Source organism: Bacillus sp. ISL-77 (genome assembly GCF_018613105.1).
In genome coordinates this window covers 103,783-130,248 of the sequence record NZ_JAGGQY010000010.1, presented here as the reverse complement: position 1 = coordinate 130,248, position 26,466 = coordinate 103,783, and the positions used below count along the sequence as shown (strand labels likewise).

At 40.8% G+C, this 26,466-nt stretch carries 19 protein-coding genes and 1 pseudogene; 13 read left to right on the top strand and 7 right to left on the bottom strand.

What is annotated here, in order from left to right; genetic code table 11:
• Positions 1-129: 129 nt before the first annotated feature.
• From J7E77_RS03560 to J7E77_RS03545, 4 genes and pseudogenes are all read left to right on the top strand, one after another.
• Complete coding sequence (locus J7E77_RS03560; RefSeq protein WP_214712396.1) at positions 130-2,049, top strand: BglG family transcription antiterminator; 1,920 nt, start codon at positions 130-132, stop codon at positions 2,047-2,049.
• A 685-nt stretch (positions 2,050-2,734) separates the two neighbouring features.
• Positions 2,735-4,675 carry a PTS fructose transporter subunit IIABC gene (locus J7E77_RS03555; RefSeq protein ID WP_214712395.1) on the top strand — a complete coding sequence of 647 codons (1,941 nt, stop codon included), beginning with the start codon at positions 2,735-2,737 and terminating at the stop codon, positions 4,673-4,675.
• Positions 4,676-4,948: 273 nt separating this feature from the next.
• Entirely contained in the window at positions 4,949-5,911 is a 963-nt protein-coding gene (locus J7E77_RS03550; protein WP_214712393.1) for a bile acid:sodium symporter family protein, read from the top strand.
• Between the two features lie 95 nt (positions 5,912-6,006).
• Positions 6,007-6,354: pseudogene (locus J7E77_RS03545) on the top strand (ABC transporter permease); the annotation flags it as partial.
• Positions 6,355-6,429: 75 nt separating this feature from the next.
• On the opposite strand, the gene J7E77_RS03540 reads toward J7E77_RS03545, so the two are convergent.
• Together J7E77_RS03540 and J7E77_RS03535 are read right to left on the bottom strand one after the other, a co-directional pair.
• A complete protein-coding gene (locus J7E77_RS03540) occupies positions 6,430-7,539 on the bottom strand; it encodes an FtsZ/tubulin family protein (protein ID WP_214712389.1) in 1,110 nt (369 codons plus the stop codon).
• A gap of 469 nt (positions 7,540-8,008) precedes the next feature.
• Entirely contained in the window at positions 8,009-8,491 is a 483-nt protein-coding gene (locus J7E77_RS03535) for a sigma-70 family RNA polymerase sigma factor (RefSeq protein WP_214712388.1), read from the bottom strand.
• A 698-nt stretch (positions 8,492-9,189) separates the two neighbouring features.
• Here J7E77_RS03535 and J7E77_RS03530 point away from each other — a divergent pair.
• On the top strand, positions 9,190-10,638 hold the full coding sequence (locus J7E77_RS03530; protein ID WP_214712386.1) for a L,D-transpeptidase family protein: 1,449 nt from the start codon (positions 9,190-9,192) through the stop codon (positions 10,636-10,638).
• Between the two features lie 204 nt (positions 10,639-10,842).
• Positions 10,843-11,265, top strand: a complete 423-nt coding sequence (locus tag J7E77_RS03525; RefSeq protein WP_214712384.1) for an HIT family protein — start codon at positions 10,843-10,845, stop codon at positions 11,263-11,265.
• Positions 11,266-11,747: 482 nt separating this feature from the next.
• Here the strand turns inward: J7E77_RS03525 and J7E77_RS31380 are convergent, their stop codons facing one another.
• Positions 11,748-12,491 carry a DUF4253 domain-containing protein gene (locus J7E77_RS31380; RefSeq protein WP_214712382.1) on the bottom strand — a complete coding sequence of 248 codons (744 nt, stop codon included), beginning with the start codon at positions 12,489-12,491 and terminating at the stop codon, positions 11,748-11,750.
• Positions 12,492-12,945: 454 nt separating this feature from the next.
• On the opposite strand from J7E77_RS31380, the gene J7E77_RS03515 reads away from it, so the two are divergent.
• From J7E77_RS03515 to J7E77_RS03500, 4 genes are all read left to right on the top strand, one after another.
• A complete protein-coding gene (locus J7E77_RS03515) occupies positions 12,946-14,034 on the top strand; it encodes a HupE/UreJ family protein (RefSeq protein WP_214712380.1) in 1,089 nt (362 codons plus the stop codon).
• Between the two features lie 112 nt (positions 14,035-14,146).
• The gene (locus J7E77_RS03510) at positions 14,147-15,787 is read left to right on the top strand and encodes a bifunctional metallophosphatase/5'-nucleotidase (protein ID WP_214712378.1); all 1,641 of its coding nucleotides are present in this window, start codon (positions 14,147-14,149) and stop codon (positions 15,785-15,787) included.
• A 506-nt stretch (positions 15,788-16,293) separates the two neighbouring features.
• Positions 16,294-16,452 carry a hypothetical protein gene (locus J7E77_RS03505; RefSeq protein WP_214712377.1) on the top strand — a complete coding sequence of 53 codons (159 nt, stop codon included), beginning with the start codon at positions 16,294-16,296 and terminating at the stop codon, positions 16,450-16,452.
• A 630-nt stretch (positions 16,453-17,082) separates the two neighbouring features.
• Positions 17,083-18,252 carry a uracil-xanthine permease family protein gene (locus J7E77_RS03500; RefSeq protein WP_214712376.1) on the top strand — a complete coding sequence of 390 codons (1,170 nt, stop codon included), beginning with the start codon at positions 17,083-17,085 and terminating at the stop codon, positions 18,250-18,252.
• A 139-nt stretch (positions 18,253-18,391) separates the two neighbouring features.
• Here the strand turns inward: J7E77_RS03500 and J7E77_RS03495 are convergent, their stop codons facing one another.
• The gene (locus J7E77_RS03495; protein WP_214712375.1) at positions 18,392-19,237 is read right to left on the bottom strand and encodes a hypothetical protein; all 846 of its coding nucleotides are present in this window, start codon (positions 19,235-19,237) and stop codon (positions 18,392-18,394) included.
• 273 nt (positions 19,238-19,510) lie between these two features.
• Positions 19,511-20,080 (bottom strand): cupin domain-containing protein, encoded by a 570-nt coding sequence (locus tag J7E77_RS03490; protein WP_168241018.1) that lies wholly within the window; start codon positions 20,078-20,080, stop codon positions 19,511-19,513.
• Between the two features lie 424 nt (positions 20,081-20,504).
• Between J7E77_RS03490 and J7E77_RS03485 the strand changes: the two genes are divergently transcribed.
• Entirely contained in the window at positions 20,505-21,317 is an 813-nt protein-coding gene (locus tag J7E77_RS03485; RefSeq protein ID WP_214712374.1) for a hypothetical protein, read from the top strand.
• Positions 21,265-21,993 carry a peptidase G2 autoproteolytic cleavage domain-containing protein gene (locus J7E77_RS03480; protein WP_214712372.1) on the top strand — a complete coding sequence of 243 codons (729 nt, stop codon included), beginning with the start codon at positions 21,265-21,267 and terminating at the stop codon, positions 21,991-21,993. Before J7E77_RS03485 ends, J7E77_RS03480 begins: the two co-directional genes overlap by 53 nt.
• A gap of 284 nt (positions 21,994-22,277) precedes the next feature.
• Here the strand turns inward: J7E77_RS03480 and J7E77_RS03475 are convergent, their stop codons facing one another.
• Together J7E77_RS03475 and J7E77_RS03470 are read right to left on the bottom strand one after the other, a co-directional pair.
• Positions 22,278-23,627 carry an MFS transporter gene (locus tag J7E77_RS03475; RefSeq protein WP_214712370.1) on the bottom strand — a complete coding sequence of 450 codons (1,350 nt, stop codon included), beginning with the start codon at positions 23,625-23,627 and terminating at the stop codon, positions 22,278-22,280.
• A 260-nt stretch (positions 23,628-23,887) separates the two neighbouring features.
• The gene (locus J7E77_RS03470; RefSeq protein ID WP_214712369.1) at positions 23,888-24,658 is read right to left on the bottom strand and encodes an IclR family transcriptional regulator; all 771 of its coding nucleotides are present in this window, start codon (positions 24,656-24,658) and stop codon (positions 23,888-23,890) included.
• A gap of 303 nt (positions 24,659-24,961) precedes the next feature.
• Between J7E77_RS03470 and J7E77_RS03465 the strand changes: the two genes are divergently transcribed.
• Complete coding sequence (locus J7E77_RS03465; RefSeq protein WP_214712368.1) at positions 24,962-26,404, top strand: alkaline phosphatase PhoX; 1,443 nt, start codon at positions 24,962-24,964, stop codon at positions 26,402-26,404.
• Positions 26,405-26,466 lie beyond the last annotated feature (62 nt).

Sequence of the window (26,466 nt, the reverse complement as noted above, 5' to 3'; positions counted from 1 at the left end):
AAGGTGCCTTCGGATTGGAAGGCATTTACGCTTGTTTGGGTTCCAGGTTCATCGTTTTCATTGTTTCATTTGATTAGAGAACAAAATAAAGATACACTTACCTATATTGTTTTTTAGAGCGGGTGCAGGATGAATAATAGACAGAAAGAATTACTACGAATATTGCTCGTTCATGAAGAAGGGGTATTGCATATCAAGGATTTGTCGGAAGAGCTTGATTGTGCGGAAAAAACGGTCCGGAACGATTTAGATCGATTGGAGGAGTTTCTCCGCGATTATCCAAGCGCAAGGCTCATCCGGAAGCCGGGCCTTGGGATTGCGATTGAAAGTGATGAAAGTGATCGATCGGAAATTTTGCGCAGTCTTCTTTCGAGCGAACCGAAAACCAATGAAGAACGGCTTTTTGAAATGGCCTATCAGCTCTTAACAAGTGATAAGGCAATCACCTTACAGCATTTTGCCGATCGATACTATGTACCTAAAGCGGCGATTAAAAAAGATATCGAGGCGATTACGGATTGGCTGGAGCGGTTTGAGCTTGAACTCGTTTCGAAGCCGCGGGTGGGAAATGTGATTCAAGGATCAGAATTGAAGAAACGTAATGCTTTGGCGCACTTGTCTGAGCTTTTTTTGCACGAAAAAAATGTGGTGTTGGATTTATTTTTACCCTATGAAATTTCGACCGTTAGGAATGCACTTAAGGATATGCAGGGGCGATTTTCGATTGCTTTTTCAGACGATGCGTTAGAGAGCTTGCTCGTTCATGCACTGATTATGGTGAAACGGACCCGGCAGCGGTCGCCTGTATTTGTCCAAGAGTCCGAAAAAGTGATGGCGTTTGAACGGAAAGAATATCAATTTGCCAGCTGGTTTTTTGAAAAATTGGAATTGGCCTTTCGGTTAACCTTCCCGGATGTGGAGCAGGTTTATTTTACATGGCACCTGATTAGCAGCAAGCGTGTCGGAGAGGAACTCCATCAAGATTTGACAGTGGATGAAGAGGCAGCTGAGCTTGTTCTTGCTTTCGTTCGCAAGATGGAAAAGTTGACTTTCATTCATTATGAAGCGGATCCGATCTTAATCGATGGCCTTGCCGTTCATTTGCATTCGGTCATCAATCGCATCAAATATGGTTTTCCGATTACAAATCCGCTTCTATCGAATATTAAAAAAATGTATCCCTATATGTTCAATATGGTGATGTTAACGCTTGAAGAAATCAAACAAACTTTTCATATCGAAATCCCTGAGGATGAGGCGGCCTATATTGTCCTTCATTTTCAAGCCTCTGTTGAAAGACTGGAAAAAAAGCGAGATATAAAGAAGAAAGCGTTGATTGTGTGCCATATGGGGATTGGCATGTCGCATTTGTTAGAGGCGAAAATCGAACAGCAGTACCAGAACATTGAGATTGTCGCCTGTATTGGAAAGGCGGAAGTGCCGGAATATTTGAGTTCTCATCCAGCGGATTTTATTATCTCTACGGTTCCGCTTGAGAAAGTAACCATCGAGCACATCGTGATTTCCCCGTTGTTTGGACAAGAGGATAAGAAAAAATTACATCAGTTTGTTGAAGTGTTGAAGCAAAAAAGTACCGAACACCATGGGCCCCATGTATTTTCTCCCTTCTTGAAGGAAGAACTTGTGTTTTTTCATGTGGAAAAAGAACACCGCTATGAAGTCGTCGAATTGCTGGCGGACGCTCTTTATAAAAAAGGCTTTGTGAGTAAAGAGTATATTCATAGTGCTGTTAATCGAGAGAGGAAATCCGCTACAGCTATCGGCGGGGGAATTGCCATCCCGCATGGAAACCCATCGATGATTCACCAATCTGCTTTAGCCACGGCAATCATGAAGGAGCGGATGGAGTGGGGGAATGAACGGGTGTCCCTTGTCATCATGCTGGCCATTGCCAAAGAGAATCAAGGGGAGCTTCGCGGGGTAATTGGGAAGATTTCTGCCTTGAGTGAGGCGCCTTTGGTTGTTCATGCTGTAACAGCTGCAAGGGATTATCAAGAATTTTTACAAGTACTGGACCAATTCGCCTAGCGGATTGGTTTTTTTGTCTCCCCTAATTGTTTTGTAGGAGGAGGGTTCTACGTGACCGAAGTGGTAATAGAACTAAGTTTAGGGTCACGTAGGAGGGTTTTACGTGACTGAAGTGGTAATAGAACTAAGTTTAGGATCACGTAGGAGGGTTTTACGTGACTGAAGTGGTAATAGAACTAAGTTTGAGGTCACGTAGGAGGGTTCTACGTGACCGAAGTGGTAATAGAACTAAGTTTAGGGTCACGTAGGAGGGTTCTATGTGACCGAAGTGGTAATAGAACTAAGTTTAGAGTCACGTAGGAGGGTTCTACGTGACCGAAGTGGTAAAAGAACTAAGTTTGAGGTAACGTAGGAGGGTTCTACGTGACCGAAGTGATAAAAGAACTAAGTTTGGGGTCACGTAGGAGGGTTCTACGTGACCGAAGTGGTAAAAGAACTAAGTTTGAGGTAACGTAGGAGGGTTCTACGTGACCGAGTTGGTAATAGAACTAAGTTTAGGGTCACGTAGGAGGGTTCTACGTGACCGATATGGAGCTAGAACTAAGATTAAGGTCACATAGGAACGCATTAAACTTTTTTTACCGCAGTCTCCGGTAAAAAGATGAAAAATTACCTGGACAAGATTGGTATATTATAGATTTAAGAAAGCGATTACTTAGTTATTTTTACAATAGGAGGTAACACGATGGGGAAAATATTAGCTGTTACAGCTTGTCCAGTTGGAATTGCTCATACATATATGGCTGCTGAGAACTTACAAAAAGCGGGCCAAGCGTTGGGCATCGATATAAAAGTGGAAACACAAGGTTCGATTGGCGTCGAAAATGCGTTAACGGAGCAAGATATTGCCGAAGCAGATGGCATTATTATTGCAGCGGATAAAGAGGTTAAGAAGGACCGTTTTGCCGGCAAAAAATTAATTGTCACCGGTGTCCAAGAGGGTATTCGCAAACCAGAAGAATTGATTAAACAGATTCAAAGCGGAAACGTTCCTGTTTATAAACCTGAATCAGCCCCGTCTGGTCAAGAAAAGAAAAGCAAACAAAAGGAAAACGGCTTTTATAAGCACTTAATGAGTGGGGTTTCCTACATGATTCCCTTTATTGTGGTTGGGGGATTATTGATTGCGATCGCGTTAGCTCTAGGTGGTGAGCAAACACCAGGTGGAATTAAAATACCAGATGGTTCCTTTTGGAAACAAATTGAAGGTCTTGGCGGTACAGCTTTCATGTTCATGGTACCGATCTTGTCTGGTTTCATTGCGGTAAGTATTGCTGACCGTCCAGGACTCGTACCAGGTATGATTGGCGGTTATATTGCAGCCAATGGTAGTTTTTACGGAAGTGAAGCGGGTGCCGGATTTATCGGCGGGATTATTGCTGGTTTCTTAGCGGGTTATGTTGCCCTAGCTATTAAAAAAATTAAAGTGCCAAAAGCGGTTCAGCCCGTTATGCCAATTATTTTTATCCCAATTCTATCAAGTGTTATTGTAGGTCTATTATTTATCTTCGTCATTGGTCATCCGGTTGCAAGTGTGTTCGAAGCATTAACAACTTGGCTTGCTAGCATGCAAGGTGGAAGCTCGATTGTCTTAGCGATGATTCTCGGTGCGATGATTGCGGTCGATATGGGTGGCCCATTCAACAAAGTTGCTTTTCTTTTCGGCTCAGCCATGATTGCAGAAGGTAACTATGAAATTATGGGACCCATTGCAGTAGCGATCTGTATCCCGCCAATTGGACTTGGACTTGCTACTTTTATCAACAAACGCAAATTTAGTCAGGCAGAAAGAGATGCCGGAAAAGCATCCTTCACGATGGGGCTATTTGGTATTACAGAGGGTGCGATTCCGTTCGCCGCACAAGATCCATTTCGTGTGATTCCAAGTATCGTTGTCGGTTCGATGGTAGGTTCTGTCATCGCCATGCTTTCTAGTGTGGGTGACAGAGTTGCTCATGGTGGTCCGATTGTTGCTATATTAGGTGCTGTTGACAATGTGGTTATGTTCTTCATCGCTGTTATTGTTGGTGTGATTGTAACGGCCCTCATGGTTACGGCGTTGAAGAAAAATGTAGATGGTGCTGTGCCGGTTGCAGCGGGTGTTGGTCCTGATACTAGTGCTGCGGCACCAGCACGTGAAGAAAAAGTCGAAGCTGTTTCTAAAACTGATATTAGCAAGTTAACTGATATTACTACAATAGAATTAATTGATACCGATTTAGCTGGCAACACACGTGATGATGTAATCGATGAATTGATTGCCAAGTTTGATACAGCTGGTGTCTTACGTTCAAAACAAGAATATAAACAAGCGATCTTAAATCGTGAGAGTGAAAGTTCGACTGGGCTTGGCATGAATATCGCCATCCCCCATGGTAAATCAAATGCGGTTAAACGCCCAGCTGTTGCCTTTGGTATCAAACGTGACGGTATCAATTGGAACAGTTTAGATGGCGCCCCGGCAAAATTAATCTTCATGATTGCCGTACCGGAAAAAGCAGCAGGAGATGCCCACCTCAAGATTCTACAAATGCTATCACGAAAATTAATGGATGATGGGTTTAGAGAGCAATTATTAAAGGTTACGACGAAAGAGGAAGCATATAAACTTCTTGAGACTATTTAGGGGTCAGTGGGAGGTAAACTGAATCAAACAGTAAAGCAGAGAGCAATGTCTCTCTGCTTTTTTTGTGTCTTTGAGACCATGGGGATGGTTCTCTTGGTCAAGCCGCATTTGAGTTTGCGATATCAATGATGATGAGAGTAGAAAGCATCGACAATAGACAGAAAATTTTGTAACATTTTGTAATAATATATTGATTTTTTAAAATATTTACTCTAGTATAATGTTTATTAAATTTATTAAAATAGTTGGAATTAATGTATTGGGGGAATTGTTTTGGAAGTCATCGAGAAAATCAGCAGCTTTGCTGGGAAAACATTTACGTTATGGGTATTGATCTTTGCGGTTATTGCTTTTCTTAATCCTGGTAACTTTGTGTGGCTGGGAGGCTATATTGTTCCTCTACTAGGAATTGTTATGTTTGGAATGGGCCTGACACTCGAGCTATCGGATTTTAAAGAAGTATTTAGAAGACCGAAAGAAGTGGCGCTTGGGGTCATAGGTCACTTTATCATTATGCCGTTACTTGCCTTTTTATTGGCGGTCGGACTCCATTTACCTGAAGAAGTTGCTGTAGGTGTCATTTTAGTAGGATGCTGTCCAAGCGGAACTGCTTCCAATGTTATGGTGTTTCTAGCAAGAGGAAATGTGGCACTGGCCGTTGCAATTGCCTCAGTTTCTACGATTCTTGCACCAATTGTTACACCATTGCTTATTCTTCTGTTTGCGAGCAAATGGGTTGATGTCAGTGTTGCTTCCTTATTCCTTTCGATTGTACAAGTTGTCATTGTTCCATTAGCAGCTGGCTTTATCATTAAAAAGTTCTTTGGCAAACAGGCAAAAGCCGGTGCAAAGGCATTGCCGCTTGTTTCCGTTATTGCGATTGTGTTAATTGTATCTGCTGTTGTAGCAGGCAGCGCGACCAAAATTGCTGAATCGGGTCTACTTATTTTTGGTGTAGTAATCCTTCATAATCTGCTTGGATTCTTCCTGGGCTTTTTCTTTGCCCGTTTATGCGGTATGGACCTTGCAAAACAAAAGGCTGTAGCAATGGAAGTTGGTATGCAGAATTCGGGCTTGGGAGTCGCTATCGCTACCGCTCATTTCTCACCTTTAGCGGCAGTACCAAGTGCCATTTTCAGCGTCTGGCATAATCTATCTGGTTCCGTTCTCGCTAATATTTTCAGCCGTATGAAAGAAAAAGATCAAAATGATCAAAGTATCAAGCAAGCAGTCTGATCCTGAAGACCATTCGCCTAAATTTAATAAAATAGAAGAGATCAACCACCTTTTAAGATTTAAAAGGTGGTTTTTCTATGTTTAAAAGAGGTGCGGCCCAAAACATTATCCCAATCAGCGGAATGGTCATCGGAAATTCGATGGTGCGCGCTATTCTCTTCCTCAACAGATTTACATCAGAAGTAGAAGCGCATCAAGATGAGACGGAACTTATCCTGTCACTCGGCGGAACACCTAAACAAGCCATACACACACAGCTCATCACTTCTATAAAAGCAAGCATGATTCCGACCATTGAGAGCCAGAAAATAATCCGCCTCGTCCAGTTGCCGAGAATGATGAGCACCAAAACATCGCAGGAGCCAACCCTATGCAGGCAGTCCAATTATTTATCGTACCCAAGCCTTTTCAACCAGCGCATGCAGTTACTAAGGGGGAAATAGTGCAAATGGTGTCAGGCACCACGAAAAGACATTTGTCCATTTGTGGTGCCTGACACCAATAACTATATATTCCTCTTATTTTTGGTACTTATCTAACTTAGAGGTTACGGTGCTGGGCTTTCTCTCCTGAGGTTTGGCTTTTAGGGTTGATGCCCAAGCTATTTTTGATTCATATTTCTGGGTATGTTCCTTTTTGACTAGGTTCTGTAACCGATCTTTGTTTTTTTCTAGGGATTCCTCAAGGGCATGCAGGCGCCGTGAAGGAAAGGCGAGTCCCGCCAAAATAGTCGTTACCGTAGGATCTGATTCCGAGAAGTAGGTCCCTTCGAATAATTCGAGTGGTTCTCCAATTCGTTCAAAAATGGATGGAACATTAATTAGTTTAGCCATTTTTTCTGGGCCTTCGTAGATTATCCCCGAGCGGATTACACCGGTTGACTCCACCGGACAGAATACGGAGGTAGCCCAAGATTGTTGTATTTTACTAGTAACATCTGAGGTTGTTTTTGCATCGGTAATTTGAGCAGAAGATATAATCGTTACTCCTCTTGTTCCCAAAATATTCATCAGATCAGTTTCATCAAAGTTTCCGTAAAACGAGCTCTTTTTCGTTACTTGCAACACACTCTTAATGGCTTCCATGACTTGCTGATTAGAAGAAAGGTAGATTTGATGTTTACTGGATTGTGGGTTTAACTTTCTCATTTGATCATTATCAACTAGGAACACCGATGAAAGCGAGTTTATCTTGGAAAGCTCTTCAATACACTCTGTAGCATTGATGCGATTACCTGTTAATACATTTCGATCAGGAACAATTGCAATGGCACCTATGTTAACGCCGGACAGATGTTCCAATAACAGATCGATCAATAACGGGCTCATCCCTGATCCAGTACCACCATCGGTTGAGAAGGCCACTAATAAAAGTTTAATTTTCTTAAAGGAATTCTTTACAAAGTCGATAATCTCTCGGTAGTTATCGTTAACCGCTTTTAAACCAATGGATCGATCCTGCCCAGCACCATTGTAACCAGGAACAAAATACTTCCTTTCCACTTTTGTGTTCACTATGCCATCGCGTTTGTTCGTATTGATAAGTGCGGTTTGAAACCCCATCGATGAAGCAATTTCCGCTAAATTACCGCCTGCTTGCCCGACTCCTAAAATCCCAATTGATTCCATCAGATCGCCTCCTTCATTACTAAAATGATACTCATGTTTTTCGAAATTAGACTTTTTCATTTAAAAAATGCCTAAAAATAGTAGTTGAAAAATGAATAAATCAACTGTGACTTAACAATCGCTACATATTAAAAATGGTGTCAGGCACCATGAAAGGACATTTGTCCATCTGTGGTGCCTGACACCAAGAACCATTTTTGTATTCAAATCTGGTTCAGCAGATAAACATGGTTCCTTTTTAATGAGTCATTTTTGAAGATTTCCCTCGACATTCTTCGCAGGTACTTAGAGTGAGAATAGTATTTAAGCATGTTGAGGCAACTATTAATCAAACGTTTGTGTAGTAGGGGAATTTGTGAGAACGATAGTTATTAATCCTTATAGACGACCGGACTAACGGTAATTTCGCTAGTCCGGTAGTTAATCGCCCGTATGAAGGCCGGACCCACGAATTTTTTGTTCTCGTATTCTACTCCCGTATTAAATTCTTTACTTTTTCTCTGGCACCACTACGCCAACCTTTCACGGCTGATAAGGATACCTTTTCTAGTTCGGCAATTTCCTTGACCGATAGGCGATCACGGATGGTATACAGTAGCCATTTCTTTTGATTCGGTGTGAGCGTTTCGCAGTAGGATAATAGAATTTCCTCCTGTAATGGGTCAACCGAATAGGGAACTGCTGCCAGGTCCCAGAATTGCTCATCAGGGTGAACATTTCGTTCTTGGTCTTGGTGTAATTTTTTCAATTCCATCAGAAGATAGCCTTTGATATAGGTGTAGGCATAGTTGGTGAAGCTCCCTTTTTGGGGGTCAAAGCGCTGGCTAGCTTCCCAAAGGGCGATGAGACTGTGCTGATAGAATTCCTCATGATGTTTGTAAAGGTGGAGCGATTGCATGATTTTATGGAGCATGGGCTGGTACTGGTCGACTAACTGTTCAAAGCTTTCCAAGGGAAAGTCCTTTCAGAAAGCGCGCTTTTCATGTATTCCCGGGTACCTATACCATAGCGGGAATACTCGATCGTATCGAACGGACAATATTCACTTTTGGAAGGGATATTGGGCTAAGTGAGGTGATATTTGCAAGCAAATTTGATTTTTGGGGGCGTTTTTTGGAGTTTCAGTCGATTTTGGGGTGAATTGCCGATGCTTACTACATAAATATAGGGACTTACTACGTATATGCGTACACTTACTACATAACTATAGGGACTTACTACGTATATGCGTACACTTACTACATAACTATAGGGACTTACTACGTATATGCGTACACTTACTACCTAACTATTGAGACTTACTACGTATATGCGTACACTTATTACATAATTATTAGGACTTACTACATAATTCCGTACACTTATTACATAATTTACGAAACTTACGACATTTGCTGGATAATTATTGGAAATTAGTTAAAAACGGAAAGCTCAGTCCGAACGAACCCTGACTTCAGGCAACCAAATTACAAAAAGACAAAAAATATTTCACGCAGATACAAATTGTGACAAAGTTCACACTTTATATCTAGTAGAATAGTAGTAAAATTTAAGAATTGATACTATAATTTATATTTATGATGCAAAACCAAAAGCTTAAAGTCGAAAGACGTCGATAGCTTGATTGTTAGGTATGCGGGGGGAATTTTAATGGAAAATGCTGTGAAAGAATCAGTGGAAGAAATTGGAGAACGGCGGGCAAAATCTTTTAAGTGGTATACGAACTGGAAGTTTATTACAACGGGTATAATCATTATTATAGCGCTCATAATTGGGGCAATCAGCTATTATCAGGCAAACCATTTTAATGCAAATATCAAGATTAATGGCGTAAATGTCAAAGGACTGACTGCTGATGAGGCACTTAACAAATTAAATACAGTTGTTTTAAAAAACGTAGTCTATGTCGGGCAACAACAAATTTTTGATGGACAAGATACGAAGATGGGTTTTACAGATAAGGATCTAGCAGGTGTTGAAAAATTATTAAACAGCCAGCGAACGTATTTTCCTTCTTCAAAGGCAAAAGAATTTTCATTAATGCCTAGCCAACCCGATCAGTATCGCAGTCAAGAGATGAAGAAACAAGTCGAAGAAAAGATACTATCAATGAATAAGAGTTTAACAGCGCCTAAAGATGCGAAGGCCAGTTTGGAACAAGGTAAAGTTGTCGTCTCAAAAAGTAATGATGGACAGCAGCTTGATTTTGCCAGTCTATTAAAGGACTACGAAAAGCAGGGATATACGAGTGAAATCCGTTTGAACCCTGTATACATCCAGCCAATCAAAGAAGACAGTCCGATTGTAAAAAATGAGCAAAAAAAGCTAGAAGAACTCCTTCTGCAAACCGTTGATTATAAGGTACAGGATAAAGTTTTTTCGTTAAAAGGCAGCGAATTAATAAAAAATGCATCGGTGACAAAAGACTTGAAGGTCACGATTGACCCAAGTGATATTAACGAGAAAATTGCTGAAATTAATAGTTCTCAATCCACATTAGATAAAGATTTCACATTTAAGACCCATTCAGGAGCAGTCAAAACCGTAAAAGGAAAAGGCTATGGCTGGGCATTAGATGTGGATAAAGAAACAACACAGATTAAGAAAGCTTTTGAAAAAGGCGAGAAGTCGATCGCTGCTACTAATATTATCGGACATGGCTGGAGTGGTGAAGGCTATGGTTATGAAACGACATCAAACAATGGCATCGGTGATACATATGCTGAAGTTTCGATTGCACAACAGCGGATTTGGATTTACAAAAATGGTAAATTAGTCGTCACAACGAATGTCGTGACCGGCAAACACAGCACCGGTAATGATACATCAAAAGGAGTGTGGTATATCCTCTATAAACGATCACCTTCCACACTAACGGGCAGAGAACTCGGAGGAAAACCAGGTTATTCAGTAAAAGTTGATTATTGGGCTCCTTTTACGAATGATGGACAAGGATTCCACGATGCCGGCTTTCGGTCCAACTGGTCAAGTAATGCCTATCTTAATGCAGGATCACATGGCTGCGTCAATACACCGCCTAGTGTTATGAAAACTGTGTATAATACACTAAGCACTTACGACCCGGTTGTCATCTATTAAACAATCGATTAGAGTCAGGAAATCGTCAATGATTTCCTGATTTTTTATTTGGAGTCTACTTTTTTGCACTTCATCAAGAAAAAGACAAAAAGCGATCATCCATCCTGACTGCCTATTAAGAAATCCAAATCTAAATATATTTTTCAAAACTGAGGTACTATAGAGATAGGTTCAAAATTCATAAATAAGTGAGGCAGAAAAAAGATGGAGTTAAATAAAGATTGTATGTATTGCATGAAGGATGAAAGACGAGACAATCTTATGATTGAAATATGTGAGTTGGAGGTTTCAACAGTCTTTCTTTTTAAAGAACAGACGTATACTGGCAGATGTAATGTAGTTTATAAGGATCATGTTAAAGAACTATTTCAGCTCAGTCATGATGAATTAGCGGCTTTTATGAACGATGTAAAAAAGGTAGCTGCAGCGGTCGATCAGGCTTTCCAGCCAAACAAGATTAATTATGGAGCGTATGGTGATACATTACATCATCTACATATGCACATTGTGCCTAAGTATGAAGGAAAAGAAAATTGGGGGTCCACTTTCGAGATGAACCCAGGAAAAACATACTTAACAGAAGAAGAATATCATAACATGATCGAGACAATAAAAGGAGCTCTGTGACATCTATTGAAAGTTATTTTTAAAGGTGATTCAGGGTCGGTACCGAGTTAAATTTCCGTGCCGCAGGGTGGAGAGGTGTTAGCGTAACGCACTTCTCTTTTGTTTGCCTTAAAAAAGCGTAAGGTATAACAAAAAAAGATGGGATCATCCCGCTTTGTTTCTTACTAATTAATACTTTTTCCCCGTGATAGATATCCGAAACTACGAAATTATCGTTACCAATCAGCTTACTACATAATTATTAAGACTTACGACGAAATAACGGGCACTTACTACATAATTATAGAGACTTACTACAAGATAACGGTCACTTACTACATATTTTACGAAACTTACGACATTTGCTGGATAATAATTGCAAATCAACTCAAACTGGGGATTCTTACTTAACGGTTACTTACTACATAATTATAGAGACTTCCAAGGATGTCGGATTGAGGTCCTAATTGACTCCCTATAATAGTGGGAGATTATAACGTTTTTTAGTCCCACCAAAAATACCAAACCGAAGAATTGATAAGAGTTCCTGCTAGGGAATTTACTGTTCCAACCCCTTGCCAGACTATATCCCCACAATATCCAAATTGTTCCCAAGCGAGTAATTCTGATTCTTCTTGTGTCTTAGGAGGGTTTTCAACAAATAATTCCCATACATCTGTGGACACTAAAGCGGGAGTAGCTCCATATTTTTCGTACCAGTATTTGAATACTGCAACTTGCTCCTCTGGCATAGGACAATCATTAAACCCGCCCATTGGAACCCAAGCAGCTACTTCCCAAGGTTTATCCGTTGGAATCTTTGCGATAATTATTTTCTTATTTATTACATCTTTAATGGACAGAAAATGGTCCATCTGTCCCTCTAAAGAAAACTCACCAGTGATATCATCGTCTTCCTCCATGGGCATGATCTCATCTAGCAGTCTCTTTAATAATTCTTTTACATCCATATCCTTCGCTTTGGCTATGATTGATTCTCGATCATCGTTCAAGTATTCTTTATCCGCATGGGTATCAACGATTTCTAACATCATCTCTGAAGGGATAATGATAAGTGGTGTATATCCTTCTCTTTTTCCCTCTATGAGAGCTTGATGATACCTCGTCATAACCCCTTTAACATCGTCCTCTTCAATAATCGAGCAGTCACAATCCAATTTAGTAATTATTTCATCAATATAATCAATCTTTTCTTTTTTTTTCTTGAATTTATCAAATATTCCCACGTTCTTCATCTCCTACAGGCTTTGTTATTGGATAAAGATGATTATATTAATAAATTAAATAAAATTTATTTATTTCCTCTTAGAAATTAATCAACCTAAAAAGGTGATACAGAAATTTGTATCACCTCTAATTATGGCTTCTTTAAAACCGCTCTATTTATAATAAGGTTCCCCCGTAACAGGTCCAAAATTTTTATCCAAGTTAATTTAGCTCCTTAAAATTAGGAACGGTATATGAATAAATCAAATACTAGTATCATATGTTTTTTCCGTGTTTGCTTAATAGATTTCCGAAGAATCATCCCGTGGTTAGCAAAATGGGAAGCCTCAAGCAATATCGTTCCTGTCATAGGAATCAATTTTGAACCATGCAAACTTGTTCTTTCCTCTCCATATCATTCTTTTCTTCTCAAGTAAATGTTTCTCAGGTTACTAGATCTTAGGGGGATTCACATTGAAAAAATCCTATTTACTTCTCATTTCGATTATCATTTTTCTGGGTTTTTTCTTTTTATCCTCCAATACCGATAAAGCGTTCGCACATTCAGGGAGCTACGGCTTTGCTAAAATCGCGGCGGGCGGAGATATGGTAAGAATCACCCTCCTTATCGATTCTTTAACCATTGCCGAATTCCCGGGTGTGGATGCCAATCATGATGAGATAATCGATCAAGATGAATTGAAAAACGCGTACGACGAGGTGGTTCGTCCCTATATTGAAAAAGGCTTGGCAGTAAAAAATAACGGCCGCGTTTTGTCTATGACCCATGAACTTCAATCGGTCCCCCAACTGTCGATGATTCAGATCGATTTATTTTTTAAGGATTCTTCCAAAATCGGGACAGTGTCAATCCTTTATAATTTGTTTTTTGACAGGTCCGAAAACAAACATACGAATGTCGCCACATTTAAAACGGTAGACGGAAAATCATTCGAATATATATTTTCTAAAGATAAAAAGGAGTGGACAGGAACGTTCGGTGAAGCCCCGGGATTTTTTGACACGGCTTTTCAATTTATACGGCTTGGAATCGAACATATATTAACTGGGTACGACCATATGTTGTTTTTGCTGGCCCTTCTTTTGGTAAAAATGAAGTTTCGAAGTATAGCAGCCGTCGTCACCTCCTTTACTTTTGCACACAGCATCACACTAATTCTAGCAGCTTTGGACGTCGTGTCCCTGCCTTCCCGGATTGTAGAAGCGACGATCGCCCTCACCATCGTTTACGTGGCGCTGGAAAATCTTTGGTCACGGGATTATCAGCACCGCTGGGCGTTAACGTTTGCTTTTGGATTGATACACGGATTTGGTTTTGCCGGAGTGCTGCAGGAAATCGGTTTGCCTAAAAACCACGAACTCACTGCGCTGCTTACCTTCAACCTTGGAGTCGAATTGGGTCAATTGCTTATCTTGGTCTGCATCTACCCTCTGATTCGAAAAGTGGAAAATTTCCTCTGGTGGCCAAGAGCTGTACAAATCGGTTCCGTCCTAGTAGGACTTGCCGGATTGTATTGGTTTGTGACGCGTGTTTTTACCTGAAATTTTTCCACTTATAAATTAACTTAAAGTTTATGGGAATGTTATCTAAATTTAACAATTTCTCCTTATCCTAAAGTAGTAATCCACTAAAGGATTGGGAGGGGAGAACTGAGTGAGGGCAACTTTGAATTGGGACGCAGTGAAAAAAGCAATTCCTGCTATTGTTCTTACGACCACAATATCTGCGGGCTTTGTTTTGGCCAACGGAAATTCTGAATCGCCAGGCATACCCAAAAACACCGAGAATGATAAGAACCGTTTCATTCAAGTACAATTACTCGGCCTTAACGATTTGCATGGACAATTGGACAGGACCCGTAAATTTAACGGAAGGTATATGGGCAAAGTCGAATATCTAGCAGCCTATTTGAAGCAAAGGAAAGGGGAGACCAAAAACACTCTTTTGGTCCATGCAGGTGACATGGTTGGTGGCAGCGCACCCGTATCCTCTCTTTTGCAAGAGGAACCCACGATTAAAGTGTTGAACAAAATAGGCTTTAATTTGGGAACGTTAGGGAATCACGAATTCGATCGGGGTGTGAAAGAAATGATGCGCCTGATCCACGGTGGAACCAACCCGAAGGCCGGATACTTTGAAGGTGCTCAATTCCCTTATGTATGTGCCAACGTTATGGACGAAAAGACGGGTAAACTGATTCTCCCTCCCTATGAAATTAAAACGTTTAATGGCATACCGATTGGATTTATTGGAGTTGTATTGAGCGATACCCCCAAGATTGCGAATGCGAGTGTATTAGTGGGAGTAAAGTTCACAGATGAAGTGAAAGCCATTAATAAAGCAGTGGCAGAACTCAAAAAACAAGGCGTTAAAGCTATCGTCGTTCTTGCACACAATGGTGGCAGTCAGTCCGCCCTGACTGGTGCCGCTACCGGAGATATCATTGATATCGCCAAAAAGGTAGACGATGAAGTAGACGTGATGTTTGGCGGTCATACTCACACGTATCTAAACGCCGAAGTGGACGGAAAGCTGCTTGTGGAAGCTTATTCTTACGGAACAGCTTTCTCCGACGTCGACTTGAAGCTTGATCCGGCAACTAAAGAGATCGTGACCAAAAAAGCTGAAATTGTATACGTCTATCAGGACGCCATCAAACCGGACGAGGAAATTAAGAAAATGGTGAAAAGGTACGAGGCCAAGGTCGCTCCCATCGTAAGTAAAGTCGTTGGAACGGCTGCAAATGACATTACCGGCACTCGGAACAAAAGCGGTGAATCCGCTTTAGGAAATCTGATTGCCGATTCCCAACGAACAGCCATGAACTCTGACTTTGCTTTTATGAACCCTGCTGGAATCCGGGCCGATATCCAAGCTGGGGAGGTCAATTGGGGAGAGCTGTTCACCATTCTACCGTTTACAAACAATCTAGTTAAAGTGACTTTGACCGGCGACCAAATTCGCCGAGTCTTGAATCAGCAATGGCAGCCGAAGGGAATCGTGCGTATGCTGCAAATTTCCGGACTGAAATACACCTGGAGCGGAACTAAGGGTACGAAAAGAAAAGTCCTTGATATCTTCCGTGCTGACGGGACCCCTATTAACCCTGATTCCAAATATACAGTTACGGTTACCAGCTACCTGGCTAATGGCGGTGACGATTTCACCGTTTTCCTTGAAGGGACAGACAAAGTGGACGGTCCGGTTGACATCGATGTCTTTGAAAATTATGTGAAGCAGCGGAAGCAGCCATTTGCTTCATTGATCGAAGGACGGGTCACGAAAATTAAATAACCAAATGTTAGGAGACTTGTTCTGCTTTTTCAACCGCTGGAAGCAGAAAATGAAATTCCCTGGAAGGGATATATATTAAACGACAAAAATATCATTCTATTACAATTGCACCGTTCAGATTTATGGGGAACGGTGTTTTTTATTTGTGATCGCGACGGTTAAACTGGACTTCTTCTCAGACAAAAGCTGGGCTTCTTTCGGTAGGTTTTTCTGACTATAAAGGACCTTCAGTATTTCCAATCCCGGTAATCCACTTTCCTCTTCCGAAATTTTACCATATAAAAATTTTTTATTTGTAACTATAACTTTATTGCATTTTATTTATTTCCATTATTGCATTATCATTGGTATGAGGAAATGAATAATTACTTCTTTAAATCCTAGAGTGCGGATTTCATCATGCTAAAATCATCCTTGAGGTTAATCATAGCTTATGTATATTTAGCCAAATTTTAGACGTCTGACGGTAGGACAGAAATGATTTATAAAACATAGGAGGAATTTTTATGTGGATTATCACTCGTTATTTAGATTCAAATATTTCCATGTTTGAATTTGAAACAGAAGAAGCAGCAAGAGAGGCTCTCAAATACATGAAGGGCTGTAAAATTATTTCTGAAGTTGTATACTTCAATGATCCTTGTTTCCAGCAGGAAGCAGCTTAAGATATTTGCGTACTAATGAAGAATAGAAGGTTGAAAATGAGACTAACTCTCCAGTGCCTAACTGAACAGTCAGCCCTCATTCACAATCTAGAATATTAACGAATCACACTTAATAAAGGGCAAGTCGTTAGTTGTCTATTGATCTTCTAACGATCTACCCTTTTTTAATTAACAATTACTTTCATTTGTATCAAAAAGTAACTCGTAATTGACTCAAAACTGGTGACAGACAGATACTACTGATTGTTCCTTTGGATTACTCAATATTAAAAAATACCTTTTCTGAAGACCTCATTTATTTATGGTAAAGTCATCCTCAGTTTTCAACCTTTCTAATTTTACTTCACTTATAATATGACTCTCTTTTTATAAAAATGTTCAGAAATACCTCATTTACTATAGGAGCCATTATACGGATTAAAGATGATTTGGAAATCCTTCTTAAAATATGAGGTTTTTATTTTCCTAGTGTAGATGAGGAGTTGTGTTTTTCCCTCCTTGTAATAATCTTCATCTACAGAAAACACAAAAATGACTAAAGACATAAATTATTATTCTAATGAATTTTTATTCTAAAATTAAATAGAAGAAATATATCATAAGAAGGCACTATTTAAAGGGGGGACACGTTTGAAAAAAATTTTAAGCGCGATACCATTATCATTACAGCATTTGTTTGCAATGTTTGGTGCAACAGTTTTGGTGCCAGCACTAACCGGTCTTGATCCAGGGAGTGCACTTATTACCAGTGGTTTAGGAACCTTGATTTTCCATCTTATTACACGCGGAAAGGTTCCTACCTATCTAGGTTCATCCTTTGCCTTTATTGCTCCGCTAGCATTGTATGTGGGGAAGTTACATTCACCAGGTCAAGCGGTTGCAGGTCTTATCAGCGTTTCCATTGTTTATGCCATTGTATCTATTATCATTTCATTTGTCGGCTTTGAAAAAGTCCGAAAAGTAATTCCTGCAGTTGTCGTAGGACCGGTTGTAAGTATAATCGGTCTTTCGCTGGCAACCACGGCGGTGACCAACATGGCTTCGACCCATTGGGATGTCGCTATCGTCAGCCTTCTTGCAGCCGTCCTCGCTACGCTTGCAGGTACAAAGGTGATCCGCCTCTTGCCGCTCATAATTGGTCTTGCAGTAGGGTATGCTTATGCCGCGGTGCGTGGATTAGTTGATTTTGATACCATCGCCAATGCACCGACTTTTGCTCTTCCGCATGTCGTCATGCCTGAATTCACGTGGGTCGTGATCCTCGGAATGGCGCCGATTGCCCTGGTTACCATCATCGAAGACCTTGGACATATGTTTGTACTAAATGAGATTACAGGAAAAGATGTGACAAAAAATCCTGGATTTTCAAGCATCCTATGGGGGAATGGCATTGCAACATTAATCTCCGGCTTCATCGGCGGACCTGCACAAACAACTTACGCTGAAAACCTCGGAGTTCTAGCCATCACACGCCAATTTTCCAGTAGGATCATTCAAGGCGCTGCTGTTCTTGCGATTCTTCTTGGCTTGTTCGGTAAAGTTGGAGCTGTTATCCAATCCATTCCAGTTGCAGTGATGGGCGGCATATGTATCCTGTTGTTTGGTATGATCGCCGCAATGGGGATTCGTCACCTCATTGAGGAAAAAGTGAGTCTGGCTAATATGAAAAATTTGGTCATCGTCGCAATCATCTTCATCATCGGAGTTGGATATGCTCATAATGGTATCGCCTACGCCACCATTGCTGGATTGCTAATCCATTGGCTCGTACCTAATTTTACGACAAAGAACGAACGTTAAAATGAAAAGGTCATTCCAAACACTTGCAGCGGAATGGCTTTTTATTTGTAAGTCAACTACTCGGTAAAAGGAAAAAACCTTATTTACTTATGATACGGTTCACCGCACCTGTTTAAGGGGCTTTAAACGGCGGTTTTGTTTATCGACTAACCTTAACCCGTCTCAACGTGAATTTTTCAATCAGTATAATAAATAGTAAACTTGCTGCGCGGATGCAGATCAAGTAACTCAATTTCCAATCGTCATGAAAAACTAATATTTTTATGTTCATAAGGATAACATCGCCTAATAGCAGGATAAAAAAAGGAACCACTTTCCAATATCCTTTTTTTGGTATGTAAATACAAAATATAACAATTACAGCCATACATACATGATACAAAAAACCACTAAATAAAGTGCTGTCCCGATAAATGTTTTCAACCCAATTTACGTGAAAAAACTGTTTTCCAAAAAGCATAAGTACGCTTGTTGGAGTTTGCAAAATGATCCATGCGATCGTCCAGAAAGTTATGATTCGCGGGGACTTATGTCCTTTTCCATTTACTATGGAATACCACTTTTTCATGGCAGCCATAAAAATAAATGCTGCAATACCGGTCATATATGTGTGCCACCAATGGTGAGTGTAGACACCGGCTTTAAGAAACACAACCTCTATCAGCATGAAAACGATTGATATGAATCCAATCCAGCGATATGAGAGCTGAAAATACATGACCCAAATTGCTGTTGAAGACCATAATGCTGAATTGGCAATTATATGCCCTATGATATTTTCGGCAAAAGGATCTGTATAAAGTCCGGGTTTGTATGCGTAAGCATTTAGTACAAAGAGTACAACAGCTTCACCTATCCATGACCAGCCAGTTGCGAAAACAAAATATGAAAACATATCAGCTACACTTCTCTTTTTATACACTGTATAGACGGTAATGACCGCCCCGATGGCAATCAACCCGTAGTACCAGAATATATTTGGCATAGGTTGTCCCCTCCTGTAATTCGCTGTACCTACTGTGAAAGGAAATACAACATTCATGAACTTCCCCAGTTTTATAGCCATATTAATTAATATTTCCAATGAGCACAGCGGTTAATACATAGCATATTTGGCGATTTGTATATACCTATTCCGCGCTGTCTGTAATGGCAAGTTAAAAGGCCATTCCGCGAATAGGAAAGGAATGGTCTTTTCTTTTGTTATGTTAGCGCACGAACGATTAAGAATTACGTTTTTCTTTTTAATTAGCAAAATTCAATAATTGCCTCTCTCTCCAATACGCCATCGTATATCACTTGAACTAGGTGGACCAATGATAACAGTTTGATCGATAGGCTTGAGCACTTCAGCTAACTGGGCAGCATTCACGCCATAAATTGCCTGGAACACCTCAGGAGGTGTCTTTCTCAAGATGTCGGACCCATATACAGTCTGCGTGGAATTATTGTCGAAAATAGCCAGCAAGTGGGTATGATCCGTTTCCGCAATTGCCCAATGCCACCACCCCATCGGGATATACACCGTTTGAGGTGGTTTAACACGGTAACTGAGTATTTGCTGGGTAAATTGATTGAAAGTAGAAACGACAGCTTCACCTTGTATCATATAGACGAGTTCATTCGCGTTGGGGTGCCAATGAGCCTCTACGCTATGTCCTCTACTCAAATTAACGTCAAAGACGCTTAAGTTTTGCATGACAGGCAACTGTTTAGCGGTTTGCTGAAGAATAAAGTTTTGACTGTTTTTCTGGGAGTAAGGAGCACTTCTTAAGTCAAAGGATAAATTTAGTGAAGAGGAGCTTAATATATCACTGGCGGTATACATCGGGATACTCACGCTCCTTAATTAGATAATTATGAGCTCAATCGTTAAGCCCACAAATATATATATGCATGTATCCAGAAATGCGTGTTTCCATTGATACCGGATTGACGTTCAACGATAATGACAGCACAAGCTTTTTTCTCTTTCTAGTTTGTCCATACCAATGTTCCTATAGAACATAACATAATAATAAGAGTGTCTTTCTATCTTCCAGGAAAAAAATCTATGATAAGCCCCTAGGATATGACCATCATAATGTTACATTTTTTATTACTCTTTCGTTCTGTCTTGGATTATAGACACTTCCAGGATATTTACTAGCTAGGGTAGTAATGAAATATCATTATTTAATAAATTGTTTTGTTTTGAAAGAAAGAACTCTTATTGATATCTCAATAAATTTTATAAAAGGAGTGGAATAACCATGTCCAATGGATGTAATCAAAATCCTATAGGAACTTGTTCGGAAGCAGAAGGAATTGGCACAATCGCCAATGGGTCAGCCTCCCATGCAGAAGGAATCAATACAAGAGCTGTAGGAAATGCTTCCCACACAGAAGGTTATATTACCGAAACGACAGCTGATACAGCACACGCCGAAGGGACCTCTACCACAGCCAGTGGAGTGGCTTCCCATGCAGAAGGATACGCCACGACGGCCGGTGGAGCACATGCTCACGCCGAAGGAAACCATACAATCGCTAGTGCTCAGGACTCTCACAGCGAGGGTCGGTTCACATCAGCTAGAAATTTAGCTGCCCATGCAGAAGGAAACTCGACGACAGCCTCGGGCATTGCGTCTCATGCCGAGGGCGAAAATACTATCGCCAGCGGGCTCGTTTCTCATGCGGAAGGACAAAGTACGATAGCTCAAGGAGAATCTTCGCATGCAGAAGGCGACCAGACAGCAGCAAACGGAAGGGCGTCTCACGCGGAAGGAAACTTGACAGTGGCTAGCGGCATTTTTGCCCATGCAGAGGGGCAACGCTCCGTAGCTTCCGGGGATCTTTCCCATGCACAAGGAAATCAGACGCAGGCACTCGGCCAAAACTCTCATGCAGAAGGCGCTCTTAACATTGCGAGCGGCTTCACTTCGCACGCGGAGGGAGTGAACACGGTGGCTTCCGGATTTTTCTCCCATACGGAGGGGCAATCAACGGATGCGAACTTTTTGGAAGGCGTCCATGGGAAAATTCGGTGCGGCAAACGAACTGCCGTATTCGTGGTACCTGGCTAATGGTACGGATGCTTCGACTCCGGGTTTGGCCGCTAAAATATTAAGCGACGGTAACGTCAAAATTGACGGAGCCGTCTCTACCCCGGCAGCAGATTATGCGGAAATGTTCGAAACGACAGATGGGAATCCGATCGATTTCGGCTACTTCGTCACGTTAGAAGAGAATAAAGTGCGCATATCAAATGGTCAAGATGATTATATACTAGGTATCACAAGTGCAAGGCCTGCTTTCTTGGCCAATAGCGGAGAGATGCGATGGAAGCACAAGTACTTGACTACTGAATGGGGAGAAATTTTGTACGAAGACATCCCAATTTCTGCGGTTTTTGACGCTGGCGGTAATGTCATCGTGCCGCAACGGAGAGAGCGCAGGCCGGTCTTGAATCCTAATTGGGACTCTACTAAGGAATATATTCCACGCTCCGAAAGACCGGAATGGGTTGCGGTTGGTCTAATGGGGCAACTTCTAGTTCGAGATGATGGTACATGCAAAGCAAATAGTTATTGTAAACCAAACAATGAAGGGATTGCAACCTCCTCAGACCAAGGCTATAGAGTCACGAAACGTATAAGTCAAAATCAAGTTTTGGTTGTTCTTCCTCAGTTTTATCGAAATCCTAATAACAACACAGTTGATCAACTAGTTAATCTAGCAAAATTAAAAGAACAGGGCTAACTTACTGAAGAGGAATTTCAGATTGAAAAGAACAAACTATTAAACTCAAAACAAAAAGGTGATGAAATTGAATCTAAATGATATTAAAAAATCTTATGAAAGCTGCCACTCTAAGTGTGCAGTAGAGGCAGGCGAGGGTGAAAATAAGGGTGACAATCACCCTAATTGTCACCCTCATTTTATCTCTTTTATCACCATATTATCTTATTGATTAATTAAGCATTGAAAGGCTTTATCATATGGCTCCAGACATGTTCTAAAAGGAAAAACCGAGCCTCCTGATGTTAACTTACATGGGTTGTAATCGACTCATTTTTGGTATCGTTTTCATTAGAAAACGCATGTCTAACAGGTATGATAGCTAGGGCCGCTGCTGCTATTAAACCAGGGATGGCAAAGGCAATGAAATTTAAGTGAATCGGTAACGAAACAGATAACAGGAATCCGCCTAAAAGTGGTCCGAGCATACCACCAAGTCTTCCGATGCCAGATGCCATTCCTAATGCTGTCGATCTAATATTTGGAGGATAGTATTGTGACACATAGGCCTGGACTATATTTTGGGCACCGATGGTCGCAGCACCTGCAATGGCTACTAAGAGATAGATCAAAAATGAACTTCCGCCAAATCCGAGCAATGTCAACGCCACTGCCCCTGATGCATACATCGGAATGAGCATTTTTTTGGAGCCGTATTTATCACAAAGTCGACCAATGATCAGCGTTCCGATAATGGCACCACCTTGAAGGGTAATGAGGAAGGTTAGGCTGGAATTAAGTCCATATCCTGCTTCAATCATCAACTTAGGAAGCCAAGTATTTAAACCGTAAACCATCAATAAACAACTAAAAAAGGCGATCCAAAACATAACTGTACTTAATGCTCTTTTTTCTTTAAATAATCCAATAATAGGAACTTTTGTTTCTTGTAATTTTATTTCTACGATTTCATCATGTTTATTAAATTTTGATCCGGGACTTACTTTAGTAAGTGCAGAGATCAATTTTTCCCTTTTGCCTGTCCGTATCAGGTAGCTTGCTGTTTCAGGTAGTTGCTTATACATAAAAGGCACCAGTAATAGAGGCAGACCTGCAAACCAAAAGATCGATTCCCAGCCGAACTTAGGCATTAAAAAGATTCCTAATAACGGAGCAAGGATTCCCCCAATCGAATAGCCGCATAATACGATGGAAACTATCATACTTCTCATGGTTTTAGGGGCATAATCTGTCAATAATGCGATGACATTTGGCATGATTCCTCCCAGTCCTAATCCTGCTAAAAAGCGAAAGGTTGAGAAAACAGTGGGTGTTTCTGCAAAGCCGCATAAGAAGGTAAAGAAACTAAACAACACTAAGGTAATTGCAATCACGTTTTTTCTTCCAATCCGGTCTGCGAGTGTTCCGAAAAGGATGGCACCGAACATCATCCCAAATAATCCATAGGTTCCGATGGCTCCTGCTTCAACAGGGGAAAGGTTCCATTTCTCTATTAAAGTTGGGACGACGGTTCCATAGACGACTAGATCATACCCGTCGAACGATATGATGAAGAAGCTCCATAGTAGTAATCCTAGATGAAAACGGTTAAATTTACTGTTAGCAATAATCTCTGTCGAATTAATTGTTGCCAAATTTTCTCCCCCTTTTTTCATTTCAAACTTAGTGAGAACGCTTACGGTAATACGATTAAGTTTGTAAGCACCATATTAATTATAGATATAGTGAATATAGTTATCTAATTAGAGATTATAAAGGGCAATTTCTATATTTTCAATATAAAAATTATAATATTTAAAGTTTTTTGTAAATTCGACATTTTTTAATGGTAAATACACACAAAAAAAGCGGGGATTATCCCGCTTTTAGTTTTTTGACTTCTTACTATTTATTCTTATTCCTCATTTGATAAAAATCCGAAACTACGGGATATTTCTTTGCTGGTTTGGATGAAAAATTGACTTAGTTCCTCTTCTTCATTACTGGGGATTAACTCGGAAAAACCTACGATTGTTACAGCTCCAAGGAGTTTCTTTTTAAAGTTAAAGACTGGGAACGAAACAGAGGACACGGATGATACCAGCGGCTCCCTTGCAAAAGCAATTTCTTTCTCCTGAATCAATCTGCGTTCTACTTCCAGTTGGCTAACCTTTTCTGGAGGACTTTGTAGCAATTCCCTCGTTTTCCACTCACGAATCGTTTGCTCATCCATGAAGGCCATAAATACTTTCCCTGCTGAGGAATAAATGGGAAGTAAGGTTCCGATCTGAGCTCCAATATTATATCCTCGATTGGTGTTAATATCTTTAACGATCATTGGACCATTATGGGTCCAACTGGAATAAAGGACAGTGCTTGAACTTTTTTCGTTCAGCTCTTGTAAGTAAGGGGTGATTCGATCGATAACATTTTCGTGATCGACTGCTGCCATTCCGTATTCAATTAACTTACTTCCCAGGACATAGGATCCAGAAGATTTATCACGGTAAAGGATTCCTAATTGTGTAAAGGTATTTAAGTATTTATAAAGATTACTTTTTGTAATCTGTGTTAGATCTTGAATATCGGTAAATTTTAATGGCCTTCCTTGTTTGGCCATTAAATCTAGGATACCCATTCCGATTTGTAATGATTGAATGGTCGTTCCTTTTTTTGTGACTTCCATTGTGAACCTCCTTAAAACCCTCTTTATTATTTCCTATATTAGCATAGCGGTGAATCATATCCCACAGTTATTCATGACCAATGATATGTTGTAAGGAAATACATAATTAGGACTTTAGACTAAAAAAAGAAGTGGAGGTTTTCACATATTTATAAAGTCAATTCATTTAGCCTCTTCGGAGTATGTTTACATTTCTTTAATCTTATTTACCTAATCCCTACAAAATTTCCATTAATCCTTAATGAATGCTAGTTAAACTATAAATAGATAGAAAAAGCATTTATGAGGAGGAATATTTACATTATGGAAAATCAAGTATCTAAAGATGGCATGAATCGACGAGATTTCTTAAAAGCGGGAGGAATGAGCACACTTGCAATTACGCTTGGATCAACCGGAGTGTTAACACTCGGTTCAAAAGCATTTGCGGATACTGCGAATAATCCTACCAGCGGTTTTGGCGGGTATGGTCCTTTGGTTCAGGATCCGAATGGAGTTCTAGATCTTCCAAAAGGATTTCATTATAAGATTATTTCCGAAGAGGGCGGTCAGCTGACAAACGGCGGAAAAATCCCTGGAGCCTTTGATGGAATGGCAGCTTTTGAAGGACCTAACAATACAACCATTCTTGTTCGTAATCATGAATTGAGTCCAGGTGCAGCAAATCCGGTGATGGGAACCAAGCCTTATGATGCCGCAGCTGCAGGGGGTACAACTGCACTAGTTATTAGCCCAAATCGGAACGTCATCAAAGAATATGTAACCTCTTCCGGTACTATTCGAAATTGTGCAGGAGGAGCGACACCTTGGGGTACGTGGCTGACTTGTGAAGAAACACGTACGGCGACACACGGATATGTATTCGAAGTGGACCCGGAGCAGCCTGAGAATGAAATGTCCAGAACTCCAATTAAGGAAATGGGACGCTTTTCTCACGAAGCCTGTGCGATTGATCCGGCGACAGGATATGTTTACTTGACTGAGGATGCAACTCCAAGTTATTTCTATCGTTTTATCCCAAATGATACCACCCAACAGCCGGGTGCCCTGCAAAAAGGCGGCAAGCTTTATGCGGCGGCGATTGAAGAGGTAGCCGGCCCATCAGCAAGCACATTTAAAACAGGACAAACCTTTAAGATTGTCTGGAAGGAACTAGATCCTCATTTATGCCGCGAGGATGCCAAGGCACAAGGCTGTATTGAATTCAAAAAATTAGAGGGTGCGTTCTTCCAAGCGGGTGTCTTTTGGTTCGATGACAGCTCTGCCGGCGAAAAAAATCTTGGACGCATTTACCGCTACATTCCTGGCACTAATACCTTGGAGCTTTTCTATGAGGCAACAGATGCAAAAGACATGGAATCTCCGGATAACATTGCTATGACTCCATGGGGCGACCTTTGGTTCGTGGAAGATGGAGCAGGTGACGATCGACTTATGGGAATTACACCTGAAGGCAAAATCTATCCTTTTGCTCACAATCGTCTCAATGGATCTGAAATGACAGGGCCTACCTTCTCGCCTGACGGAAACACGCTTTTTGTTAACATTCAAAGCCCAGGCAGAACCTTTGCCATCTGGGGTCCATTTGCACGCAGTAACTCTGCCCGTGCAAGGGAAATGTCTTACGCTGCTCCTTCGAAAAATTTTGCACCACAGGTCTCTAACAAGGTTGCCCAGTTTGCCGAGAGTCAAGGAATGTCGATTCTGGAAGCAGCAGCATTTGAGCGCCACGGACTGAAGATTTAACCTTTATATGAATCTATAAAAAGATGTAAACCGGCCCTGTGTCTGGTTTACATCTTTTCTTT

Excerpts from the sequence above, each read along its gene's own strand:
- J7E77_RS03470 (WP_214712369.1), bottom strand. The coding sequence starts at position 24,658 with ATGGAAGTCACAAAAAAAGGAACGACCATTCAATCATTACAAATCGGA.
- J7E77_RS03525 (WP_214712384.1), top strand. The coding sequence starts at position 10,843 with ATGGAGTTAAATAAAGATTGTATGTATTGCATGAAGGATGAAAGACGA.
- J7E77_RS03485 (WP_214712374.1), top strand. The coding sequence starts at position 20,505 with ATGTCCAATGGATGTAATCAAAATCCTATAGGAACTTGTTCGGAAGCA.
- J7E77_RS03540 (WP_214712389.1), bottom strand. The coding sequence starts at position 7,539 with ATGGAATCAATTGGGATTTTAGGAGTCGGGCAAGCAGGCGGTAATTTA.
- J7E77_RS03495 (WP_214712375.1), bottom strand. The coding sequence starts at position 19,237 with ATGCCAAATATATTCTGGTACTACGGGTTGATTGCCATCGGGGCGGTC.
- J7E77_RS03480 (WP_214712372.1), top strand. The coding sequence starts at position 21,265 with ATGGGAAAATTCGGTGCGGCAAACGAACTGCCGTATTCGTGGTACCTG.
- J7E77_RS03555 (WP_214712395.1), top strand. The coding sequence starts at position 2,735 with ATGGGGAAAATATTAGCTGTTACAGCTTGTCCAGTTGGAATTGCTCAT.
- J7E77_RS03465 (WP_214712368.1), top strand. The coding sequence starts at position 24,962 with ATGGAAAATCAAGTATCTAAAGATGGCATGAATCGACGAGATTTCTTA.
- J7E77_RS03560 (WP_214712396.1), top strand. The coding sequence starts at position 130 with ATGAATAATAGACAGAAAGAATTACTACGAATATTGCTCGTTCATGAA.
- J7E77_RS03530 (WP_214712386.1), top strand. The coding sequence starts at position 9,190 with ATGGAAAATGCTGTGAAAGAATCAGTGGAAGAAATTGGAGAACGGCGG.
- J7E77_RS03505 (WP_214712377.1), top strand. The coding sequence starts at position 16,294 with ATGTGGATTATCACTCGTTATTTAGATTCAAATATTTCCATGTTTGAA.
- J7E77_RS03490 (WP_168241018.1), bottom strand. The coding sequence starts at position 20,080 with ATGTATACCGCCAGTGATATATTAAGCTCCTCTTCACTAAATTTATCC.